The sequence below is a fragment of the Acidithrix ferrooxidans genome (genome assembly GCF_000949295.1).
GTDB lineage: Bacteria > Actinomycetota > Acidimicrobiia > Acidimicrobiales > Acidimicrobiaceae > Acidithrix > Acidithrix ferrooxidans.
Window position 1 is genome coordinate 1 of the sequence record NZ_JXYS01000017.1, and the last position, 18,316, is coordinate 18,316.

Here is an 18,316-nt window from a genome sequence, read left to right on the forward strand (position 1 = left end):
TGAGTTGCGGAGAATACGGAGGGAAATGGACTGCTTCGATGTGATGCTCCCTAATTGCCTCTTGAGCGACGCTCCCTCTGTGCCATCCTGCCCCATCCCATATAAGCAGAATCTTCTCTCTTGGGTAGATCTTGCGGATCGCCAGCAGTATGGCCGCTGTTTCATGCATAGTCTGGCGCTCTGTTGCAAATGCATGCTCCTTGCCTGTCTTGAGGTTCAAAAACCCATAGATGCTCCGGTTCTTTCTGGTTCCATTGGTCTCAATTACAGCTGGTGTGGTTCCTTTCGGTATCCACACTTTCTGAGTAGTTGTCGCCTGAGTGAGAACCATCTCGTCTTCACAGAGAATCACCGTATCTGGATCAGAGAATGCCTCTTTCAGACGTTCTTGCTGCTCGTCTTTCCATTCAGCTACTGCTTGTGGATCAGCCTTCTCGTACTGTTTGCCCGGCAGATGGAAGCTGAACTTACTTTCCCGAAACAGAACGTAATAGCTAGTCCTAGAGGCATAGAGAACACCGTATCTGCGCTTGAGTACTGTAGCCAGGATCCGTGTTGACCAAAACGGGGAACTGCTATAGCCGTGGTCATTGGGAGTTGTAGTCGTGAGCATGATTGCCACTTCATCTCTTTGAGACTTTGAGAGAAGTACCGGAGCGTTGTTATGGCGCTTGTCATTGAATGCCTCAGTGCCAATGCTGCGGAATGACCGTCGAATTCGCTGTACATGCTTGACAGAGAGGCCTGTCCTGTTGAGGGGACTCCCATCTTCAAGGGTGAGAACTGCCAGCGCCCGCTTATATTCGTCGATGTTTTCAGTCTTCGCCATGAATGCTTCAATAGTGGCGAGTTCCTCGGGTGTAAGCATGTCATGAGAAGATTAACACACCTTACAAGAAATTAAAAGGGCTCATTGGAGCATTTCAGAGTGTTATGCGAATAAAAGCTAAAGATCTTGTCACCAACGCCAAACCAGGTAAAACCTAATGAGCATTGGGGGGGGTGAATTTATAGCTCAATTGGAGTACTTTGCCAAGATTGTGGCAACTTCATCATATTGAGATTTGGACAAGATAATTTTGTTGGTATTCACATTTCGCTCTACCTGTTTTGGAGAGGTAGCTCCTGCTATAACGCTCGAAACTGCCTCATTTGCCAAAAGCCACCCAAAAGCTAGGTCGATCAGTTCCATCTCAAATTGACTGGCACAGCTCTCTAACTCCTCAATCAAGTCAAAATTAGCCCGCGCAAACTCACCTGGACGAGAGGCAAGCCTTGTACCTTTTTGCGCCTCGGCCCCCCTCTTGAACTTACCCGTGAGCAGTCCTGAGGCAAGCGGGAAATATGGAAGAATCCCAACTCCAAATGCTTTTGCCGCAGGTATCACCTCATCTTCAACCTTACGATGCAAAAGCGAATAGTGGTTTTGAGCTGAGATAAAACGCTCGTAATTTCTTTCACGGGCGATATGGTCTGACGATGCGATCTGCCAGCCTGCAAAGTTAGACGATCCCACATAGCGAACTTTGCCTTGCTTGACCAATTCATCTAGTGCCGCCATGGTCTCTTCCAAAGGGGTATTGGGGTCTGGCTCATGGATCTGATAGAGGTCGATGTAGTCGGTCTTTAGCCGGCGCAGGCTCGCCTCAAATGCCTTATTGATATATCGCCTTGAACCGCGCGCAATGTCGCCCGTCTCCATCGACATTCCAAATTTTGTCGCCAAAATGATAGAGTCGCGCCGTGGGCCGAGGATCTCTCCTAAAAAGGTCTCTGAACCACCAAGATTTCCATAGATGTCAGCCGTATCAAAAAATGTAATACCCAGCTCGATGGCACGATCAACTACGCTACGACTTGTCTCTAAGTCGCATCGAACTCCAAAATTATTGCAGCCAAGGCCGACCTCTGACACTGTCAGACCACTATTTCCCAGTTGTCTAAATCTCATAACTTCTATTCTTACCTAAGAACGGCACCTTTGCGTGCCCATCGCTCCAAAAACTCAAACTGGAAAAGGCAGTCCTGGATGACATCTAGAAAACTCCGCAGCGACCTCTCGCTTCAATTCAAGAAATGGCTTGTCCAAGATCAAAGCAAGCGAATACAGATCGTCCGCTTCAATCTTGGAGGCAAAGGGTCCTACCTTTATCGATATCAACCTTCCATATAGCTCCACCTGCATAAAGGATCTTGCCAAGACCTCTCGATCTACCATAGAACGCCTAATCCCTAAAGTCCCTAACGAGGCAAAGATCTCTCTGGAGAACCTATCCGCCTCATCAACCTTACAGATCAGGCTAAATAACGAGCCAGAACGAGCCTTTTTCGCAACTATCGGACTAACCCACGCATCAATCGCGCCCTTTGCGATAAGCAATTCAACAACTGAAGCCAAAGTCTCAGGGCTTTGATCGTCGATATTAGTCTCAAGCAGGCTGGCAACTTCAAAGCTAGAAGGATAGTCATGCGAACCATCCCCCTTGGCCTTAGAGCCGCTGACGGCAATTTCTTGGCCATAGGAGTATCTCTGGCCAGGGGTAGTGGCCTCTCCAAGGGCCCCCACTACCATATTGGGACGATCTTCCAGGTGAATCGTCCCACTTCCATATCCGATTTTTTGCGCCCTAAAGGCCATCTTTGGCCATGGCTCAGATGCAAATACGGATAATAGAGCGGCTCCGGTCGGGGTCAAAAGTTCATTTCCTCTCACCGCTTGAGTGAAGGAAAAGCGTGAAATAAGTTCCAGAGTGGCTGGTGATGGCAGATTTAGCACCCCATGAGAGGTGGCAACTAGCCCTCCCCCTACTTCGAGGTCAGAGACTATTACCCCCTCCACCTCAAAGTACTCGAGTGCGATCACTCCCACCAAAAGATCAACAATTGTATCCCAAGCACCGATCTCATGAAAGACGACCTCTTCGAGCGCAACTCCGTGCAATTTCGCCTCAACTTCACCAAGGCGAATAATGGCTTTTGAGAATCCTTCGATAACCCCAAGAGATAGACCGCTTTGTTGAACCAATTTGAGGATATCATCCAAGGCTCTTGGAGGTTGCACCGTTTGGGCCACTACCGAAAACGAGGTAGTTGAAAAGTCACCCTTCTTTACCTTTTTAACGATGATCTCAACACCCGCCAACCCCAAGGCGCCAATAGCGTCATTGACGATCTTTGGTTCCAAACCAAGGTCAAAGCAGAGGGCACCGAACATATCTCCAGAAAGTCCCGACGGACACCACAACCGAAGGGCCTTCAATTTTGATGCTCCGCAACTGTTGGTACCTCTTGGGGCTCTTGGTGTTTAGCTGACAACAAATTGATTATTCGAATCGCGCCACAGGCAGCGCCAAAGCCATTGTCAACACCCACTACACTCACACCAGGAGCACATGAGGCCAACATCGCCATCATTGCCGTTTGGCCACCCTGAGAGGCTCCATAGCCAGTAGAGGTGGGAACCGCGATAATCGGATTAGAGATCAACCCACCCAAAACCGAGGTAATAGCACCTTCCATGCCCGCCACCACGATCACTACATCAAATTTTCTAATCTGATCGATCTTAGAAAGTAACCGGTGAATACCCGCCACACCAACATCACAGATCAGATCAAAACCGATTCCACACGCGCTAAGCGTACCGGCCGCTTCATTCGCCACCACAAGATCGGTCGTCCCGGCCGTCACGATTCCAACCTTCTCGGGCCGATTATCATTAGCTGCAATTACAACGGTCGCTAGAGCATCTGGAAACTGATCTCGTCCCGGATAGACCATAGCACCAGGAAAGGCTCGAAGAAGGCTAGCGACCGCCGCCGAATTTGCTCTAGTAACTAGAACCGGTCCTTGTCCTTGTGCGTCCATCTCCATGGCCAGCTGAACTATTTGATTTTCGGTCTTACCTGGGCCATAGATCGCCTCAGGGAGGCCAATTCGGGGAAACCTGCCATGATCAACTTCTGCAAAATCACCTGTCGACATTATTTCCTAACTTGGATAAAATTTCGAATTATCGATAGAGCCAACACGCTGTCTAACTATCTCAATCATGCTATGCGAATTAGCAAATTGAACGTGAACCTCCCCGCCCTTACGGAAGGGGATTGCGCTCCCGTTGGTTCAAAATGGATCTAAATCCGTCACTTACAAGATACGTCACTGCGCTCGCAATGCTTCACGTGGCCACAAAAGACCAAAACCAACAAAAAGATAGATCTTGGAGCCTAACCATATCAACCTCGCCCCTGGGTGAAAAGGACCGACCACATCTAACTTAGGGCTCAAATCACCCCTATAGCAAAAACCATCCGTTATCTCATTGCGCCGATTGACTCCACTGCTATTGCCTTGGTTACGACGCGTGGTTGTGGCGCGTGGTTGTGGCGCGTGGTTGTGGCGCGTGGTTGTGGCGCGTGGTTGTGGCGCGTGGTTGTGGTTCACAGCGCCATTGATTAGATTTCACCTGTGCTAAGCCAAGATCTCCTTATCGAACTGGACCGACGTAACAACTATTGCTCTGAGAAAGAACGTGCCTATCGATGGTCACTAGGGTAAATTAGATCTATGGGTTATCCAAATAAGCGACTGGGATTTCTAGGCCCCGAAGGTACCTTTACAGAAGAGGCTCTTCTTTCTCAAAAAGACCTCTTGGGATTCGAACTGATTCCATTCATCACTATCGATTCCGTCTTAGATGCGCTCAATTCTGGCGCGATCGACTTAGGGTTCGTACCAATTGAAAACTCCATCGAAGGCACAGTGTCAGCCACGATCGACTCGCTGGTCTTTGATTACGATCTCACAATAGTTCGAGAAGTTATTTTGGACATCCACCTTCAACTTTTGGGACTTCGGGGCGCAACGCTATCCGATATCAAAGAGATCTGGTCGTATCCCCATGCACTTGGTCAATGTAGGAAATTCACCGCTAACAACCTTCCAAATGCCGTTACAAATGCAAGCACATCAACTGCCGAAGCGGCAAAGATGGTGGCTCTAAAGAACGATGGAGCGATCGGAGCGATCGCCCCAAGAGTCTCTGGAAAGATCTACGACCTCTCGGTAATAGCCGAAAACATCGAAGACCACAAGGGCAACCAGACTCGCTTTTTTCTTGTCCAAAAAGATGGCATTCCGCCCTCGACCGGCCACGACAAAACTGCTTTGGTATGCTTCCAACTCTCTGATACGCCCGGTTCTCTTTTTTCAATCCTTGCCGAATTCTACGCACGAACCGTAAACCTAATAAAGCTCGAATCACGACCGTCGAAGGAAGGCCTTGGAGACTATTGTTTCGTCATTGAACTAGAGGGCCATGTGAGCGATCCAATAGTGACTGACGCACTCATGAGTTTAAAGCGAAAACTACCTGAGATAAAGTTTCTAGGTAGCTTTCCCAACATGACAGATCCTAAAGGTTTGCCTTTGGAAAGTGACGCTAGCGATCCATCAAGGATATGGATTAACAAAATAATTGACAGGATTCAGGGCAGTTTTTGATTAGATTGTACTCCGGAGGGATGGCAGAGCGGACAAATGCGAAGCACTTGAAATGCTTTGATCCAAAAGATCCGTGGGTTCGAATCCCACTCCCTCCGCCACTTATCTAGTAGCACCTATGTTTTGGTGGGCGTTGATACTTCATCTAAAGATACATGACTCCTGGGTTTTAGGCGATAGACATCATCGAGGTTCGTTGAGGCAAAATCGTCGAGGGACGAGAAGTTCTCACTACTTGGCGATAGACATCATCGAGGTTCGTTGAGGCAAAATCGTCGAGGGACGAGAAGTTCTCACTACTTATTGTCCTGATTCTCTCGCCAAATATCTGGTTCGACAAAGACCAACCGGGCAAAAGGTACCACGGCACGCAAACGCACTTCGGCCAAGTCGATCTCATCGGCCACCGTTGAAAAAGCTAAATCACCATCAAATGCTACCTTGATTGCCACCAGGAGATCGGTTGGCCCTAAATGCATCGTCATCAAATATATGACACGTCTTATGTGATCACTCTCCAAAACTGCGACTCGGATCGCCTCTTCGACCAGAGGATCCGCCGACTCACCAATCAGCAAGCTCCGAACTTCCAGTCCTAGAAATATCGAAATTGCACCTAGAAGTATTCCGATCAACAACGACCCTGCTGCATCGAAGCGATCATTTCCTGTGATTGCACTTGCGCCCAACCCAATTAAAGCTATTAAAAGTCCAGCGATTGCTCCTAGGTCCTCGAAGAGAACGAGTGGTATCTCTGCTACTTTCGTTCGATGTGCAAATTTGAAGATCGACTCGTTGGCCCTTTGGTCATGGGCCGCTTCGCCTTTTGCGTTACGAAAGGAAAGACCCTCTAAAAAAAGACTCGCCACCAAGACGGCTAAACCAACCAGGGGCGAACCAACAGGGTGGGGGTGAACAAGCTTGGTGATACCCTCATAAAGAGAGGCTAGGCACCCTAGCCCAAAAAGCACAATAGCAACCACAAAGGCAACAAGATAACGCTCGGTCGCATAACCAAAGGGGTGCTGAGCATCTCCCTTACGCTTCGATCGTTCAAGGCCCACCATTAATAAACCCTGATTTGTAGTGTCCGCCGTGGAATGCAAGACCTCAGAGAATAGCGATGCTGACCCCGTAATCAAAAACGCAGCCAGCTTTACGATGACGATACCTAGATTGGAGATAAAAGCTACAACAACTGTTCGACGCGAAGAACCTGACACACCAAATGAGCCTAACCGAGTTAACTCACAATAAATTTACGATCTTTTCCAATCAGGTTGGCAATCGAAGACCGAAATCGAATCAACTCATAAAAGTGGTCAAATTATATGTTCATTCACCCAGACTCCAATTAGCCCTGATCTAATAAGCACTAGAGGTAGAAATCACCTGTTCCTCTAGCGGTTGATCGCTAAAGCCGTCACCAATAAAAATACAAGATAGAAATCACAAACTAGCTCAAAATCTCCTATTAGAGGTCTTATCCATTGGATCTCTGGAGGCTATAAATTCATCTTTAACGGCTTATGACCGAAAGGAAATATCAAATTCCGGGACCTCACCACCGATTCGGTGGACCCGATTTGCATCTTGGGCCACCTCAATCAAGATCTCCCAGGGCGGCTTTGTATCCCTTGCGTCATAGTCACTTCGATAGCTTCTAAGCGCCGACTCCAACTTACGAGAACTGCCTTCAATTTGAGCGGTTGCGCCCATTCCTATCGCACGATCGACAAATTCACTTGCAGGGCCATAGCTAGCCCAATTCTCACAACGTACTCGAACTAGCGGTTTTACATCTGGAATCTCAAATTTTTGTTCTGAAAGATAGAGCGCTATCCGCTCAAAGCCTAGAGAAAAACCACAAGCTGGTGCTGGGCGTCCGAAGCGCTCCAACATATTGTCGTATCGACCACCGCCGCCAATCGAAAAGCCAAACTCAGAGACTCCTAACTCAAAGATGGCACCTGTGTAATAACCCATACCCCGAATTACAGTCGGATCAAACAAAAACCTAACATCGCCGAAACGTCCATTGTGGCCTAAACTTGCGATCGCCGAAATCTCAGACTGAACCGCCTCCGAGAGGTTCATCTCCTCAAATAGACCATGGGGCAACGCGTCGCTTGTGGAGATCTCCAACAGGGTAGAAACCAACTTAGAGGTCGCCGCTTCATCTACGCCCAACTCTATGAGTTCGCGCGAGACTCCATCGGCCCCAATCTTGTCGAGCTTATCCAAGATAATCAAGGCGGCTCCGATCAACCCTTGCGCCACACCGCTCCAGGGCAGAAGCTGATCCAAGAACTTTCTATGGTTATATCGAAGAGTTAAATCATTGATGCCTAGTCGCGACGTAGCGATTAAAGAGGTGGAAATCAACTCGAGTTCAGCCGTCACATTAGGCTCGGCAATTATGTCGATATCACACTGAACAAACTGTCGAAATCTCCCCTTTTGTGGCCGCTCGGCTCGCCAAACTGGGCCAATCTGGATCGATCGAAAGACCGATGGCAACTTTGAGAAGTTTTGGGCATAATATCGGGCGAGAGGAACTGTGAGGTCGAACCGTAGACCCAAATCAGCTAAAGACGCTTCGTCACTTAGGTCATTTAGCTTTTCGCCGCGCTTTAAGATCTTAAAGACAAGCTTTTCATTATCTCCGCCGCCCGAACCGATCAATCTTTCAAGGTTTTCCACCGCTGGAGTCTCTATTTGATTAAATCCATGCTCACGGTATGTTCTAAGAATTACCTCCGCAATTTTGGATCGACTTTCGACCTCGCTCGGCAAAAGATCACGCATGCCACGTGCTGGAGATGTGTCAACCTTGACCAAAATATAACCTCAGCTCAAAAATTATCTACAAGTCAAGATAGTAGCAATTTGATAAAAATCCATGAGACAAAGGACCACATTTCAATCGACGCTGGCGTTCGCGATCGCATGGGAGATGACAACAATCAAAGTTATGCTCTTAAATCAATAATAAAATTGCGACCCAGTTGGACGAATACCCAATCAACTAAAGGCTCTCACAATGTCAAACCTCTAGGTGCGACCCTAGATCAAGTCTTGTCTTTACTCTTGTCCTTACTCGCATGACCATTTGGGATTTTAACAACCTTTTTTGCAAAGACTTGTCTTCCTCTCCACAAAGACGCCATTGAAGGAACATCGGGGTCTGTTATTCCAAAAATCACAAGGCCGACCGGGAAAACTCGCCTTGGAAGCTAGCTCTCATCCAACATTGAGCCCTCTGCTAGATCTAACCATAGCGCCCGCCGACTTAGTCAGAAAGCTTCCGTTGGCATAATTGCCCTTAAGCCTGGATCCACCGAAAATTTAGCCGCTCAACTTTGATTTTGGCATAGAAAAGGTGCTCTGAACATGTTGAATGATGTTTAAAGACAATTCAAATCTATCAGTTCAAGGAGCACCTTTTAGATGCGAGCATCTGCTAGTGCTTTAGAGTGTTTGATAGTCACCTTTGACGATTCGAACGCAGTTTCCAACAGTGGGTTAATACTTCCTATCACCCTTGCTGAGAGACTTGGCCTTAGGGATCTCTTTGATTCTCACATTGACCTAGAGGATCGTCCTGGACGAGCAAATGCTGGCAGAAGAGCTATGGCTATCATTGCATCTATCTTGGCCGGTGGTGATTGCGTTAATGACACTGCAATCCTTGAAAGCCCAAATGCGCAAGTGATTCTTGGTCAGATAATGCCAGCACCATCCACTCTTGGTGTCTTCTTGCGTAGTTTTGAGACCAGTGACATCGCAGATGTTGAACGAGTTGCAGCTTTGTTGCTAAAACGAGCCTGGCTAGCTGGAGCAGGTCCAGGTGATGAGTCACTCACCATTGATGTTGATTCCACGATATGTCAGGTATATGGAAACAAAAAAGAAGGAGCTGGATTTGGTTATACCAAAGTAAGGGGGTATCACCCACACCTAGCAGCTGTTGGTAAAACAGGTGACATTCTTGGAATAGTGACACGTGAAGGCAATGCCAATACCGCCCGTGGTGCCGGAGAGTTTGTAACTCAGGTAATCAACAATGCGAGAGCCGCTGGAGCAACTGGTGAAATAACCATGCGTTTTGACTCTGGGTTCTACTCAAGAGCCGTTAGAGACGCAGCTAGTGCGGGTGATGTTCGCATTTGCATTACAACACGGATGTCAAAACGATTGAAGCAGGTTATTGCAGCCATACCAGAAGAAACATGGACTTCAATTCCTTATTGGCTTGAAGGTGGAGCTGATGTAGCAGAAGTGAAATATCGCGCATTTGCAAGAGATAGACAAGACGTTCGTCTTATCGTACGAAGGGTCAAGCCTACTCCAGGGTCTCAGCTGGCACTATTTAGTGACTATGACTATCACGCATTTATTACCGATCGACAAGGCGAAACGCTTTTCCTTGAGGCTGATCACCGAGCACATGCCCAGATCGAACTAGTCATCAAGGATCTCAAAGGAGGTTCGGGATGGAATCATGTTCCATCCAGATGCATGAACGCTAATGCCGTTTGGTTGGCTCTGGTCTAATTAGCCATTGGTGCAATTGCACACAACCTGGCACGGTGCAACTGCACACAACCTGGCACGGTGCAATTGCACACAACCTGGCACGGTGCAACTGCACACAACCGGGCACAAATAGGTGCTATTGCAGAAACTGTAATAACCACACCAAAGCTTCGACGGTGTTACTTTCAGATCGCAGGACATATCACTCGCTCAGCTAGAAAAGTAATACTCCATCTTGAAGAACACTGGCACTATAAGGATAAGTTCTTAGAGGCTCTTGATCGGATCAGAAAGTTTGAGATCGCCATCACCTGAACATCTGGTTACCTAACACACTGAATATTACTTGAAACAACTGCTCTAGAAGACAAGGGATTAGGTCACTATGGCCAAAATGAGATTTCAGAATCTCAAAAATGACCAAAAAGGCTCAATCACAAAGGGAATAGGTCATATTTGGCACTCTGAAACCAGTTACGAGTCATAGACCCTCCGTCAAACCTAAATCAGTTCCCAAAAACCGACTTGGATTCACACCGAAGGGCTCAAGCTGGTCCATTTCTATGAATTCAGGTTAAATCCAACGTGACCGTCGATAAGAGCCTTCATCCTTCTTTTTTCGCAAAAAGTGAAGCCACTCTCGGTTCCATGTGACGGCGACTCTCGGTTCCCTTGGAACCGAGAGTCGCCGTCACGCTAGGCAGTCATCCTGCATGCATGGACATGGCCATATCCATGCATTTTCTAATAGCCGTTGACACCCTTTTATGGTGTCATGCTCTTGGATATAGTTGAGGACCATCTGCTCCTGCTGAAAAGGGTTGAACTTGGATTGGCGGATCTGCTATTTTCGACACCAATGCTCGTCTAATCTGGTTCCACAATCGAAAGCCCACGGCGATTCTGACCCTGGCTCAATCCTAGTTATACGCGCATTTACGCGCTGGCGTATAAATTAGCGCATATATATGCGCTAATCGTATTAATTAATGCCCTAGCTCATAAAAAGTCCCTTTTCGAAGGCCGATTTGAACAATCCTATCCTGCTTCTTCAGGCGCGAAAGAAGTTTATAGGCTTGGTCCTGGTTGAGATAACACAAGTCCATAACATCCGCCCGTTTTATGCTGCCATGCTTTTGGATATAGTTGAGGACCATCTGCTCCTGCTGAAAAGGGTTGAACTTGGCTTGGCGGATATATTCCGACTTCTTACTTCCTTTGGAGTACAGGCCTGCGCTAAGGCCAAAGGTCTGACCCCGGCCGGTACCATAGGATTGCAGAAAACCGACTTCGACCAATTTATGTAGTGTTGCACGCACGCTGGCCACCGGTTTTTGGACAGATGGGACGAGATCGCCGGTGGCAAGATGGCCCTCTTTGCTAAGGCGCGATAAGATGATGAGCGAGTCAATAGGCATGTTTCCCAGCTTTTTCTCTTGATCAATCACCATCTTGAAGAAATTGAGATCGGCGGCCGAGTTGACCAACTGCAGAGAAACCGTAAATTCGTTAGACATAGAATAATCGGGTGCGCCTCTACCGTAGCGGAGCATTCCTTCATATATACGGTCAATGCCCCGCCCGGTGCGTTCCGCCAAACCAATCCGCTTAATCACGTCAGCAAGCAATGGATTGCGGCAACGAGGATCGGCAACGAGCAGATTGTCCGAGTTAACACCTTCGACAAATCCCCCGGGGCTGCTTATTGAGAGCCCTTCTTCCGTGATCTTGACATGCACTGCGCCCAAGCGGCTGAAGTCACGGTGAACCAAGGCATTGACGAATGCCTCTCGAAAAGCACGACGGTCATAATTGGGAACAGGCACTCTGAAAAGTCCGACATCAATTTCTTCTTCCTCGACTCGGGCCTCGAAATGGAGCTCTACTGCCTCGAAAGTCTCCAGAAGTGGTTTGCGGAAGAACTCGTTCACTCTTACATCCGTACCATTCAGCACCTGAAAGGCAACCTCAAAGGCCGGCAGATTGGCCCGCAGGAGTTCTTCAGTCCCTAGCAACAACAAACCAGCTATGGTTGGTCGCCGTCCGCCTTTCGTCTCCCGACAAAGCCCAAGTGCACCATCTAGCTCGTTATCCGCCAGTGCCAATAAGGACTGATCACCCCCGTATTTTTTAATAGCTTCGCGAATGCGCCGGCGTTGCAACGAATCGAGGTCACCTACCTCTATTGCCTCCAGTACCAAGGCTGAAGGATCCACAAGGCTAATTGAGGATTAGTGCCCGATAAATTCATGAGGGTAGAATGGCACTGCTTCAGGCGTTCCATCAAGTTTCAATCGTCTCCTGACAACAAGACCATCGGATGTCGCTACCAAATCTCGTGATTTGGCAACGAAAATACGCGCGACGGACCCTTGCTGAAGGTCGTATCGCTCGACTCTCACAGATACGGCTGGGTTGGTTTTGTTAGCGATTAGAGACGGCATACTCGAAACATCTAGATGCTTACAGTTCAGCCCCGTAACAGTGCCGTCATCCTCCACGCCAAGCAACAAATCGCCACCATTCGTATTGGCCAACGAAACCACCGCCGTCACCAGCTCGCGATCCGAGTAGCCTTTCACATCGCTCTTGAACTCCAACGAAAGATTTTCGCCTTGCTGAACCAGTTTCGTGACTTCCCGTTCGCTCGTGTTCATTCGCAGATTAGCTTTCCGTTGCCAATCCGTACCTTAGCCAGCTCTTTGATGCGCTCCTGAAACCGCCATCCAAAATTACCCAGTTCCATTTTTATATATTAACCACCCATAATGCCAGGAGCCGTCCTTTTTTAAAGACTCGAGGGGCGGAAAGCAGCCATTACCATCAACATAAAGCTACAACCCTATAATGCTCGCGTGAGATAGATACATTTCGCGATAAAGACAATGAGTAGGACAACTGGTAGCACCAACCCAGGACTTACTGGAAGACAGGATCAACCTAAGAGTTCGAGCAATCGTATCTAAACCTGGATCCACCGAAAATTTAGCCGATCGACTTTGATTTTAACATCTAAAAGGTGCTCTGAACTGGTAGAATGATGTTTGAATACAATTCAAATCCATCAGTTCAAGGAGCACCTTTTAGATGCGAGCATCTACTAGTGCTTTAGAGTGTTTGATAGTCACCTTTGACGATTCGAACGCAGTTTCCAACAGTGGGTTAATACTCCCTATCACCCTTGCTGAGAGACTTGGCCTTAGGGATCTCTTTGATTTACACATTGACCTAGAGGATCGTCCTGGACGAGCAAATGTTGGCAGAAGAGCTATGGCTATCATTGCATCTATCTTGCATCGCATCTATTTTGGCCGGTGGTGATTGCATTGATGACACTGCAATCCTTGAAAGCCCAAATGCGCAAGTGATTCTTGGTCAGATAATGCCAGCACCATCTAGGTTTGGTGTCTTCTTGCGTAGTTTTGAGACCAGTGACATCGCAGATGTTGAACGAGTTGCAGCTTTGTTGCTAAAACGAGCCTGGCTAGCTGGAGCAGGTCCAGGTGATGAGTCACTCACCATTGATGTTGATTCCACAATATGTCAGGTATATGGAAACAAAAAAGAAGGAGCTGGATTTGGTTATACCAACCTAAGGGGGTATCACCCACACCTAGCAGCTGTTGGTAAAACAGGTGACATTCTTGGAATAGTGACACGTGAAGGCAATGCCAATACCTCTCGTGGTGCCGGAGAATTTGTAACTCAGGTAATCAACAATGCCAGAGCCGCTGGAGCAACTGGTGAAATAACCATGCGTTTTGACTCTGGGTTCTTCTCAAGAGCCGTTAGAGACGCAGCTAGTGCGGGTGATGTTCGCATTTGCATTACAACACGGATGTCAAAACGATTGAAGCAGGTTATTGCAGCCATACCAGAAGAAACATGGACTTCAATTCCTTATTGGCTTGAAGGTGGAGCTGATGTAGCAGAAGTGAAATACCGTCAAAAACAGTAAATATTGCGCATTTGCAAGAGATAGACAGGACGTTCGTCTTATCGTACGAAAGGTCATGCCTGCTCCCGGGTCTCAGCTGGCACTATTTAGTGACTATGACTATCACGCATTTATTACCGATCGACAAGGCGAAACGCTCTTTCTTGAGGCTGACCACCGAGCACATGCCCAGATCGAACTAGTCATCAAGGATCTCAAAGGAGGTTCGGGGTGGAATCATGTTCCATCCAGATACATGAACGCTAATGCCGTTTGGTTGGCTCTGGTCTAATTAGCCATTTGTGCAATTGCACACAACCTGGCACGGTGCAACTGCACACAACCGGGCACAAATAGGTGCTATTGCAGAAACTGTTATCACCACACCAAAGCTTCGACGGTGTTACTTTCAGATCGCAGGACATATCACTCGTTCAGCTAGAAAAGTAATACTCCATCTTGAAGAACACTGGCACTATAAGGATAAGTTCTTAGAAGCTCTTGATCGGATCAGAAAGTTTGAGATCGCCATCACCTGAACATCTGGTTACCTAACACACTGAATATTACTTGAAGGAACTGCTCTAGAAGACAAGGGATTAGGTCACTATGGCCAAAATGAGATTTCAGAATCTCAAAAATGACCAAAAATGCTCAATCACAAAGCGAATGGGTCATATTTGGCACTCTGAAACCAGTTACGAGTCATAGACCCTCCGTCAAACCTAAATCAGTTCCGAAAAACCGACTTGGATTCACACCGAAGGGCTCAAGCTGGTCCATTTCTGTGGATTCGGGCTAAGGGGTTGTTATCGGCGTTCCATTAGCCGAGACAACGTACCATGTTCCTCCAAAAGCAACGACTCCTTGGCCGTTGGTTGCCCCTGGAGAGGTATCGCCTGCAAACCGATATAGCGGATGGCCACCATAGACAACCTGGGAAGAGTCGTTGCTTTCCTTTAAAAAGGAAACCTTGGTCTTATTAAGACCCACACCTACTACTAAATGCACTGAAGATACTGCTGGCCAAGCGCTCAAACAGGCCGAAGAGGTACAGGTGGCCTTGGTGGCAGAATCAGGAGTAAACATATAGAGAGTCTGCCCGCTAGATAGTGCCAAGATCGACCCGTACTTAGAAGATTCGGTCGTCAACTTGACCCCTGAGCCCAATGACCCAGAAGAGGCCTCCGTAGTAGATGGAGTCGCTCCATATGCTGAATATGCACTAGTAGATGGCGAAGACGAAGCGACCGACGAACCGGTAGCACTGCTAGAAGAGGACCCACAAGAGGCGGCTACTAAAGCTACACTCGAGAGGGCTCCGATGGAAAATAGACGGCGACTTTTCATAGCGCACCTCCAATTACGTGACTCTAGTCACAGATTTGTATAGGTATAACAAAGCTCATTCATCACCATTCATTCCGATTTCTCATGAAATTATGAAAATAAACTGAAGCTAAATGAAATACGGATCAGGCATTACATTTCGGCAGTATCAGTCACGGAGTTCCCCTTCAACCACAACCATGCCTTGGCGTGACTAAGTTCTATAAAAAGTAGCACTGGTCCGGTAGAGGCAAATGGGATAAATTCGATAAATCCGATAGCTTTAGTCATCTATTACCTATTAGAGTGGTTAGTCAAGACCTTGAGCCATCGAAATGAGTAGGAAACAGCTTTGCCAAAACGCCAGACTCTAGATTCACAACAAAAATCCAAAAGGGCAACCAACTTCTTTACCTTTCCCGATCCGGTAAATGAAGTTGCCGCCCGAAGCGTAGCGCTTGGAGTTGTGATCATGGTTGTGCTCATCATAACAACCCACAATCGCCTGCTATTCATACCCCTTTGCTATGGTTTCATAGCTCGTCTAGCCGCTGGACCAAAGATCTCAATCCTAGGACAGATAGCAACTAAATTAGTAGCTCCCAACTTGCCCAACCATGAGAAACTTGTGGCTGGAAAACCCAAACGATTCGCCCAAGGAATTGGCGTTGTCTTCTCCATAGCAGCAGCCATAGCTGCATTAGCTACGCACTCTGTTCTTCCATCACAGATCATCCTCGCCTTACTTGGAATAGCCGCGGCATTGGAAGCCTTCTTTAGTTACTGCTTGGGTTGCAAGGCATTCGCACTCCTGTTTCGTTTTGGAATCGTCACATACAACGACTGTCCAAGTTGTGTTGTCCAATACGCTAAATGACCTCTCTCTCATAAGCTGATAGGTAGAGAGAAACCTATTGCACCATAGATACCTATCTGCTTTTTCTTGACCCATATGCTCTAGCTCTCCAGATCTATATCCCTATTCGTTCGAAGCAGGTGGGTCGAAACAGGTCAACCTCAAGATTCGCCTTAAAATCAATGGGTAGAACCCAACCAAAAAACTCAACCACCATCGACCCCTAGTCCTCAAACCCCTAGCTGGTAGCGTTAGCATCTTTCACCTGACTATTCCACAACTTGCGAGCACTAAAGCTACAAGCAAATACCAATGTAAAAGATATGAAAATCTTCGCGGGAAAGGGCGGTCTTTTTGGGTAGCACCACAATCATCTCAATAAGATATTGTCCATGGCACGAACACCAAGATCACAATTAGCAATTGCAATGGCGCGCGGCGACGTGGAGGCAGATCTCCTACTTGTCGGTGGAAAGGTATTTTCTAGTGCCACAAGAGAATGGGTAGAGACTTCGCTGGCAATTGGAGACGGTGCGATCGTTGGTTGGGGCGACCGAGGCGCCAAAGAGGTTGTCGACGTCTCAGGCGCTTACCTCATTCCAAGTTTCATCGATGCCCATATGCATTTAGAATCCACCAAACTTTGGGTAGATGAATTTGTCTCTCTTGTTCTAGCAGCAGGAACCACTGCGGTGGTGGCCGACCCACACGAATTAGCAAATGTATTTGGAATTCCTGGAGTGGCGGAGTTGATCGACGCTGCCTCGGACCTTCCATTCACCTTCAAAGTTGTGGCATCATCTTGTGTTCCAGCTTCACAATTTGAATCGCCTGGCGCTGAGATATCTGTTGAAGATATAGAAGATCTAATGGATCACTATGGAGCTATTGGGGTGGCAGAAGTCATGAACTATCCCGGCGTAATCGCCGGAGATCCAATTATGCTCAAAAAAATAGCCAGCGCCAAAGGTAAAAGAGTTGACGGTCACGCTCCCATGGTGCGCGGAAAGTCTCTTGATGCCTATCTAACGGCCGGTGTTGAGTCAGATCACGAATGCACATCCTTTGAAGAGGCTCACGAAAAGCGACAGAAGGGGATGTGGATCTTCATTCGTGAAGGTTCTGCGAGTAAAAATCTCAATGATTTGATAAAGACCGTCCTAGTCGGTGGAACCGATCGAATTGCCCTATGCACCGACGATCGCGAACCCTCGAGCCTGATTAGGCGAGGCCATGTCAATGACTGTGTCGCTATGGCAGTTGCCGCTGGAGTCTCCCCCGAAGATGCAATAATAATTGGATCGACCAACGCCGCACAATACCACAACTTGCACGACTTGGGCAGCCTAGCGCCGGGTTATCAAGCCGATCTATTGGTTCTTGATAACCTAGTGGACTTTAAACCCTCAAGAGTTTACGTTCGCGGTTCCCTCGTCGCTCAAAATGGCACCATCTTAGAGGGAGTCGTCCCCTCGAGGCCGGCACCATCCTGGATGCAATCGAGCGTCCGTCTTGCAAGGCAATTTACCAAAGAAGACTTTGAGATTGAAGTTGATCCCGACAAAAGCTACAAAGTAATCGGGGTACATCACGACTCACTCTCCACCACCCATCTGGTTCGATCGGGTTCGCAGGTCGCCGACTGTGCGAGAATAGCGGTAATTGAGCGCCACCGCGGAACAGGGCGCTTTGGCCTTGGCCTTGTCTCTGGTTTCAACCTCACCCAAGGGGCAATAGCATCAACTGTCGCCCACGATGCCCACAACATAATGGTCCTGGGTTCGATGGCTCAAAATGGTGCATCCGACATGGCAATAGCGATAGAGACTCTAAACGAGATAGGAGGGGGTCAAGTGGCGGTACTAGATGGCCAAGTGATAGCAGTCGTACCTCTTATAATCGGAGGTTTGATCTCTACAAAAAGGGCGACCGAAATCGCTGCGGAACTTGAAAATCTTGAAGCTCAAGCCCACAGTTCCCTTGGCATCACCCTTCCAGCACCCTTTATGGTCCTTTCCTTCCTCGGTCTTTCAGTAATCCCGGAGCTACGGATTACAGATCTTGGACTTATCGATGTAGTCTCCTTCACAAAGACGACCTTGACGAATTAAAGGACCTCCCGGTTGTCTTTGGCGAATCCTTGCCCATGAAAT

17 protein-coding genes, 1 tRNA gene and 1 pseudogene are annotated in these 18,316 nt (G+C 47.8%); 10 read left to right on the plus strand and 9 right to left on the minus strand.

Going from position 1 to position 18,316, the window contains the following annotated elements:
* From AXFE_RS03110 to larB, 4 genes are all read right to left on the minus strand, one after another.
* The coding region (locus AXFE_RS03110; protein WP_052604432.1) for an IS630 family transposase at positions 1-868 on the minus strand (868 nt) is incomplete at its 3' end.
* 147 nt (positions 869-1,015) lie between these two features.
* A complete protein-coding gene (locus tag AXFE_RS03115) occupies positions 1,016-1,951 on the minus strand; it encodes an aldo/keto reductase (protein ID WP_082058443.1) in 936 nt (311 codons plus the stop codon).
* Between the two features lie 54 nt (positions 1,952-2,005).
* Positions 2,006-3,259, minus strand: coding sequence for a nickel pincer cofactor biosynthesis protein LarC (larC, locus tag AXFE_RS03120; RefSeq protein WP_152625834.1), 1,254 nt, complete (start codon positions 3,257-3,259; stop codon positions 2,006-2,008).
* On the minus strand, positions 3,256-3,984 hold the full coding sequence (larB, locus tag AXFE_RS03125; protein ID WP_052604434.1) for a nickel pincer cofactor biosynthesis protein LarB: 729 nt from the start codon (positions 3,982-3,984) through the stop codon (positions 3,256-3,258). The genes larC and larB overlap by 4 nt, the downstream gene beginning before the upstream one ends.
* 582 nt (positions 3,985-4,566) lie before the next feature.
* Here larB and pheA point away from each other — a divergent pair.
* On the plus strand, positions 4,567-5,502 hold the full coding sequence (pheA, locus tag AXFE_RS03135; protein ID WP_052604436.1) for a prephenate dehydratase: 936 nt from the start codon (positions 4,567-4,569) through the stop codon (positions 5,500-5,502).
* A 14-nt stretch (positions 5,503-5,516) separates the two neighbouring features.
* Positions 5,517-5,603, plus strand: a tRNA-Ser gene (locus AXFE_RS03140).
* A gap of 195 nt (positions 5,604-5,798) precedes the next feature.
* Here the strand turns inward: AXFE_RS03140 and AXFE_RS03145 are convergent.
* Positions 5,799-6,725, minus strand: a complete 927-nt coding sequence (locus tag AXFE_RS03145; protein WP_052604437.1) for a cation diffusion facilitator family transporter — start codon at positions 6,723-6,725, stop codon at positions 5,799-5,801.
* Between the two features lie 304 nt (positions 6,726-7,029).
* Positions 7,030-8,343, minus strand: coding sequence for a histidine--tRNA ligase (locus AXFE_RS03150; protein ID WP_052604438.1), 1,314 nt, complete (start codon positions 8,341-8,343; stop codon positions 7,030-7,032).
* A 609-nt stretch (positions 8,344-8,952) separates the two neighbouring features.
* Between AXFE_RS03150 and AXFE_RS03160 the strand changes: the two genes are divergently transcribed.
* Positions 8,953-10,059: an IS1380 family transposase gene (locus tag AXFE_RS03160; RefSeq protein WP_052604440.1), complete on the plus strand. Its 1,107-nt coding sequence runs from the start codon at positions 8,953-8,955 to the stop codon at positions 10,057-10,059.
* 60 nt (positions 10,060-10,119) lie between these two features.
* Complete coding sequence (locus tag AXFE_RS03165; protein WP_052604442.1) at positions 10,120-10,356, plus strand: hypothetical protein; 237 nt, start codon at positions 10,120-10,122, stop codon at positions 10,354-10,356.
* Positions 10,357-11,027: 671 nt separating this feature from the next.
* On the opposite strand, the pseudogene AXFE_RS03170 reads toward AXFE_RS03165, so the two are convergent.
* Positions 11,028-12,698 (minus strand): annotated as a pseudogene (locus AXFE_RS03170) (ATP-binding protein).
* Positions 12,699-13,128: 430 nt separating this feature from the next.
* On the opposite strand from AXFE_RS03170, the gene AXFE_RS19035 reads away from it, so the two are divergent.
* The 4 genes from AXFE_RS19035 to AXFE_RS03190 are packed head-to-tail and all read left to right on the plus strand — an operon-like array spanning position 13,129 to position 14,517.
* Positions 13,129-13,362 carry a hypothetical protein gene (locus AXFE_RS19035; RefSeq protein ID WP_052604444.1) on the plus strand — a complete coding sequence of 78 codons (234 nt, stop codon included), beginning with the start codon at positions 13,129-13,131 and terminating at the stop codon, positions 13,360-13,362.
* Complete coding sequence (locus AXFE_RS03180; protein WP_160291710.1) at positions 13,322-13,999, plus strand: transposase; 678 nt, start codon at positions 13,322-13,324, stop codon at positions 13,997-13,999. The genes AXFE_RS19035 and AXFE_RS03180 overlap by 41 nt, the downstream gene beginning before the upstream one ends.
* Before the next feature lie 55 nt (positions 14,000-14,054).
* On the plus strand, positions 14,055-14,270 hold the full coding sequence (locus tag AXFE_RS03185) for a hypothetical protein (RefSeq protein WP_052604446.1): 216 nt from the start codon (positions 14,055-14,057) through the stop codon (positions 14,268-14,270).
* A 10-nt stretch (positions 14,271-14,280) separates the two neighbouring features.
* Positions 14,281-14,517 (plus strand): hypothetical protein, encoded by a 237-nt coding sequence (locus AXFE_RS03190; protein WP_052604442.1) that lies wholly within the window; start codon positions 14,281-14,283, stop codon positions 14,515-14,517.
* A gap of 259 nt (positions 14,518-14,776) precedes the next feature.
* Here the strand turns inward: AXFE_RS03190 and AXFE_RS03195 are convergent, their stop codons facing one another.
* A complete protein-coding gene (locus AXFE_RS03195; RefSeq protein ID WP_052604447.1) occupies positions 14,777-15,328 on the minus strand; it encodes a COG4315 family predicted lipoprotein in 552 nt (183 codons plus the stop codon).
* A 132-nt stretch (positions 15,329-15,460) separates the two neighbouring features.
* Positions 15,461-15,598, minus strand: a complete 138-nt coding sequence (locus tag AXFE_RS19855) for a hypothetical protein (RefSeq protein WP_160291711.1) — start codon at positions 15,596-15,598, stop codon at positions 15,461-15,463.
* A 61-nt stretch (positions 15,599-15,659) separates the two neighbouring features.
* Here AXFE_RS19855 and AXFE_RS03200 point away from each other — a divergent pair, with 61 nt between their 5' ends.
* Positions 15,660-16,184 (plus strand): DUF4395 domain-containing protein, encoded by a 525-nt coding sequence (locus tag AXFE_RS03200; RefSeq protein ID WP_052604448.1) that lies wholly within the window; start codon positions 15,660-15,662, stop codon positions 16,182-16,184.
* 371 nt (positions 16,185-16,555) lie between these two features.
* Positions 16,556-18,274 carry an adenine deaminase gene (ade, locus tag AXFE_RS03205; RefSeq protein WP_052604449.1) on the plus strand — a complete coding sequence of 573 codons (1,719 nt, stop codon included), beginning with the start codon at positions 16,556-16,558 and terminating at the stop codon, positions 18,272-18,274.
* The last annotated feature ends 42 nt before the right edge of the window (positions 18,275-18,316 follow it).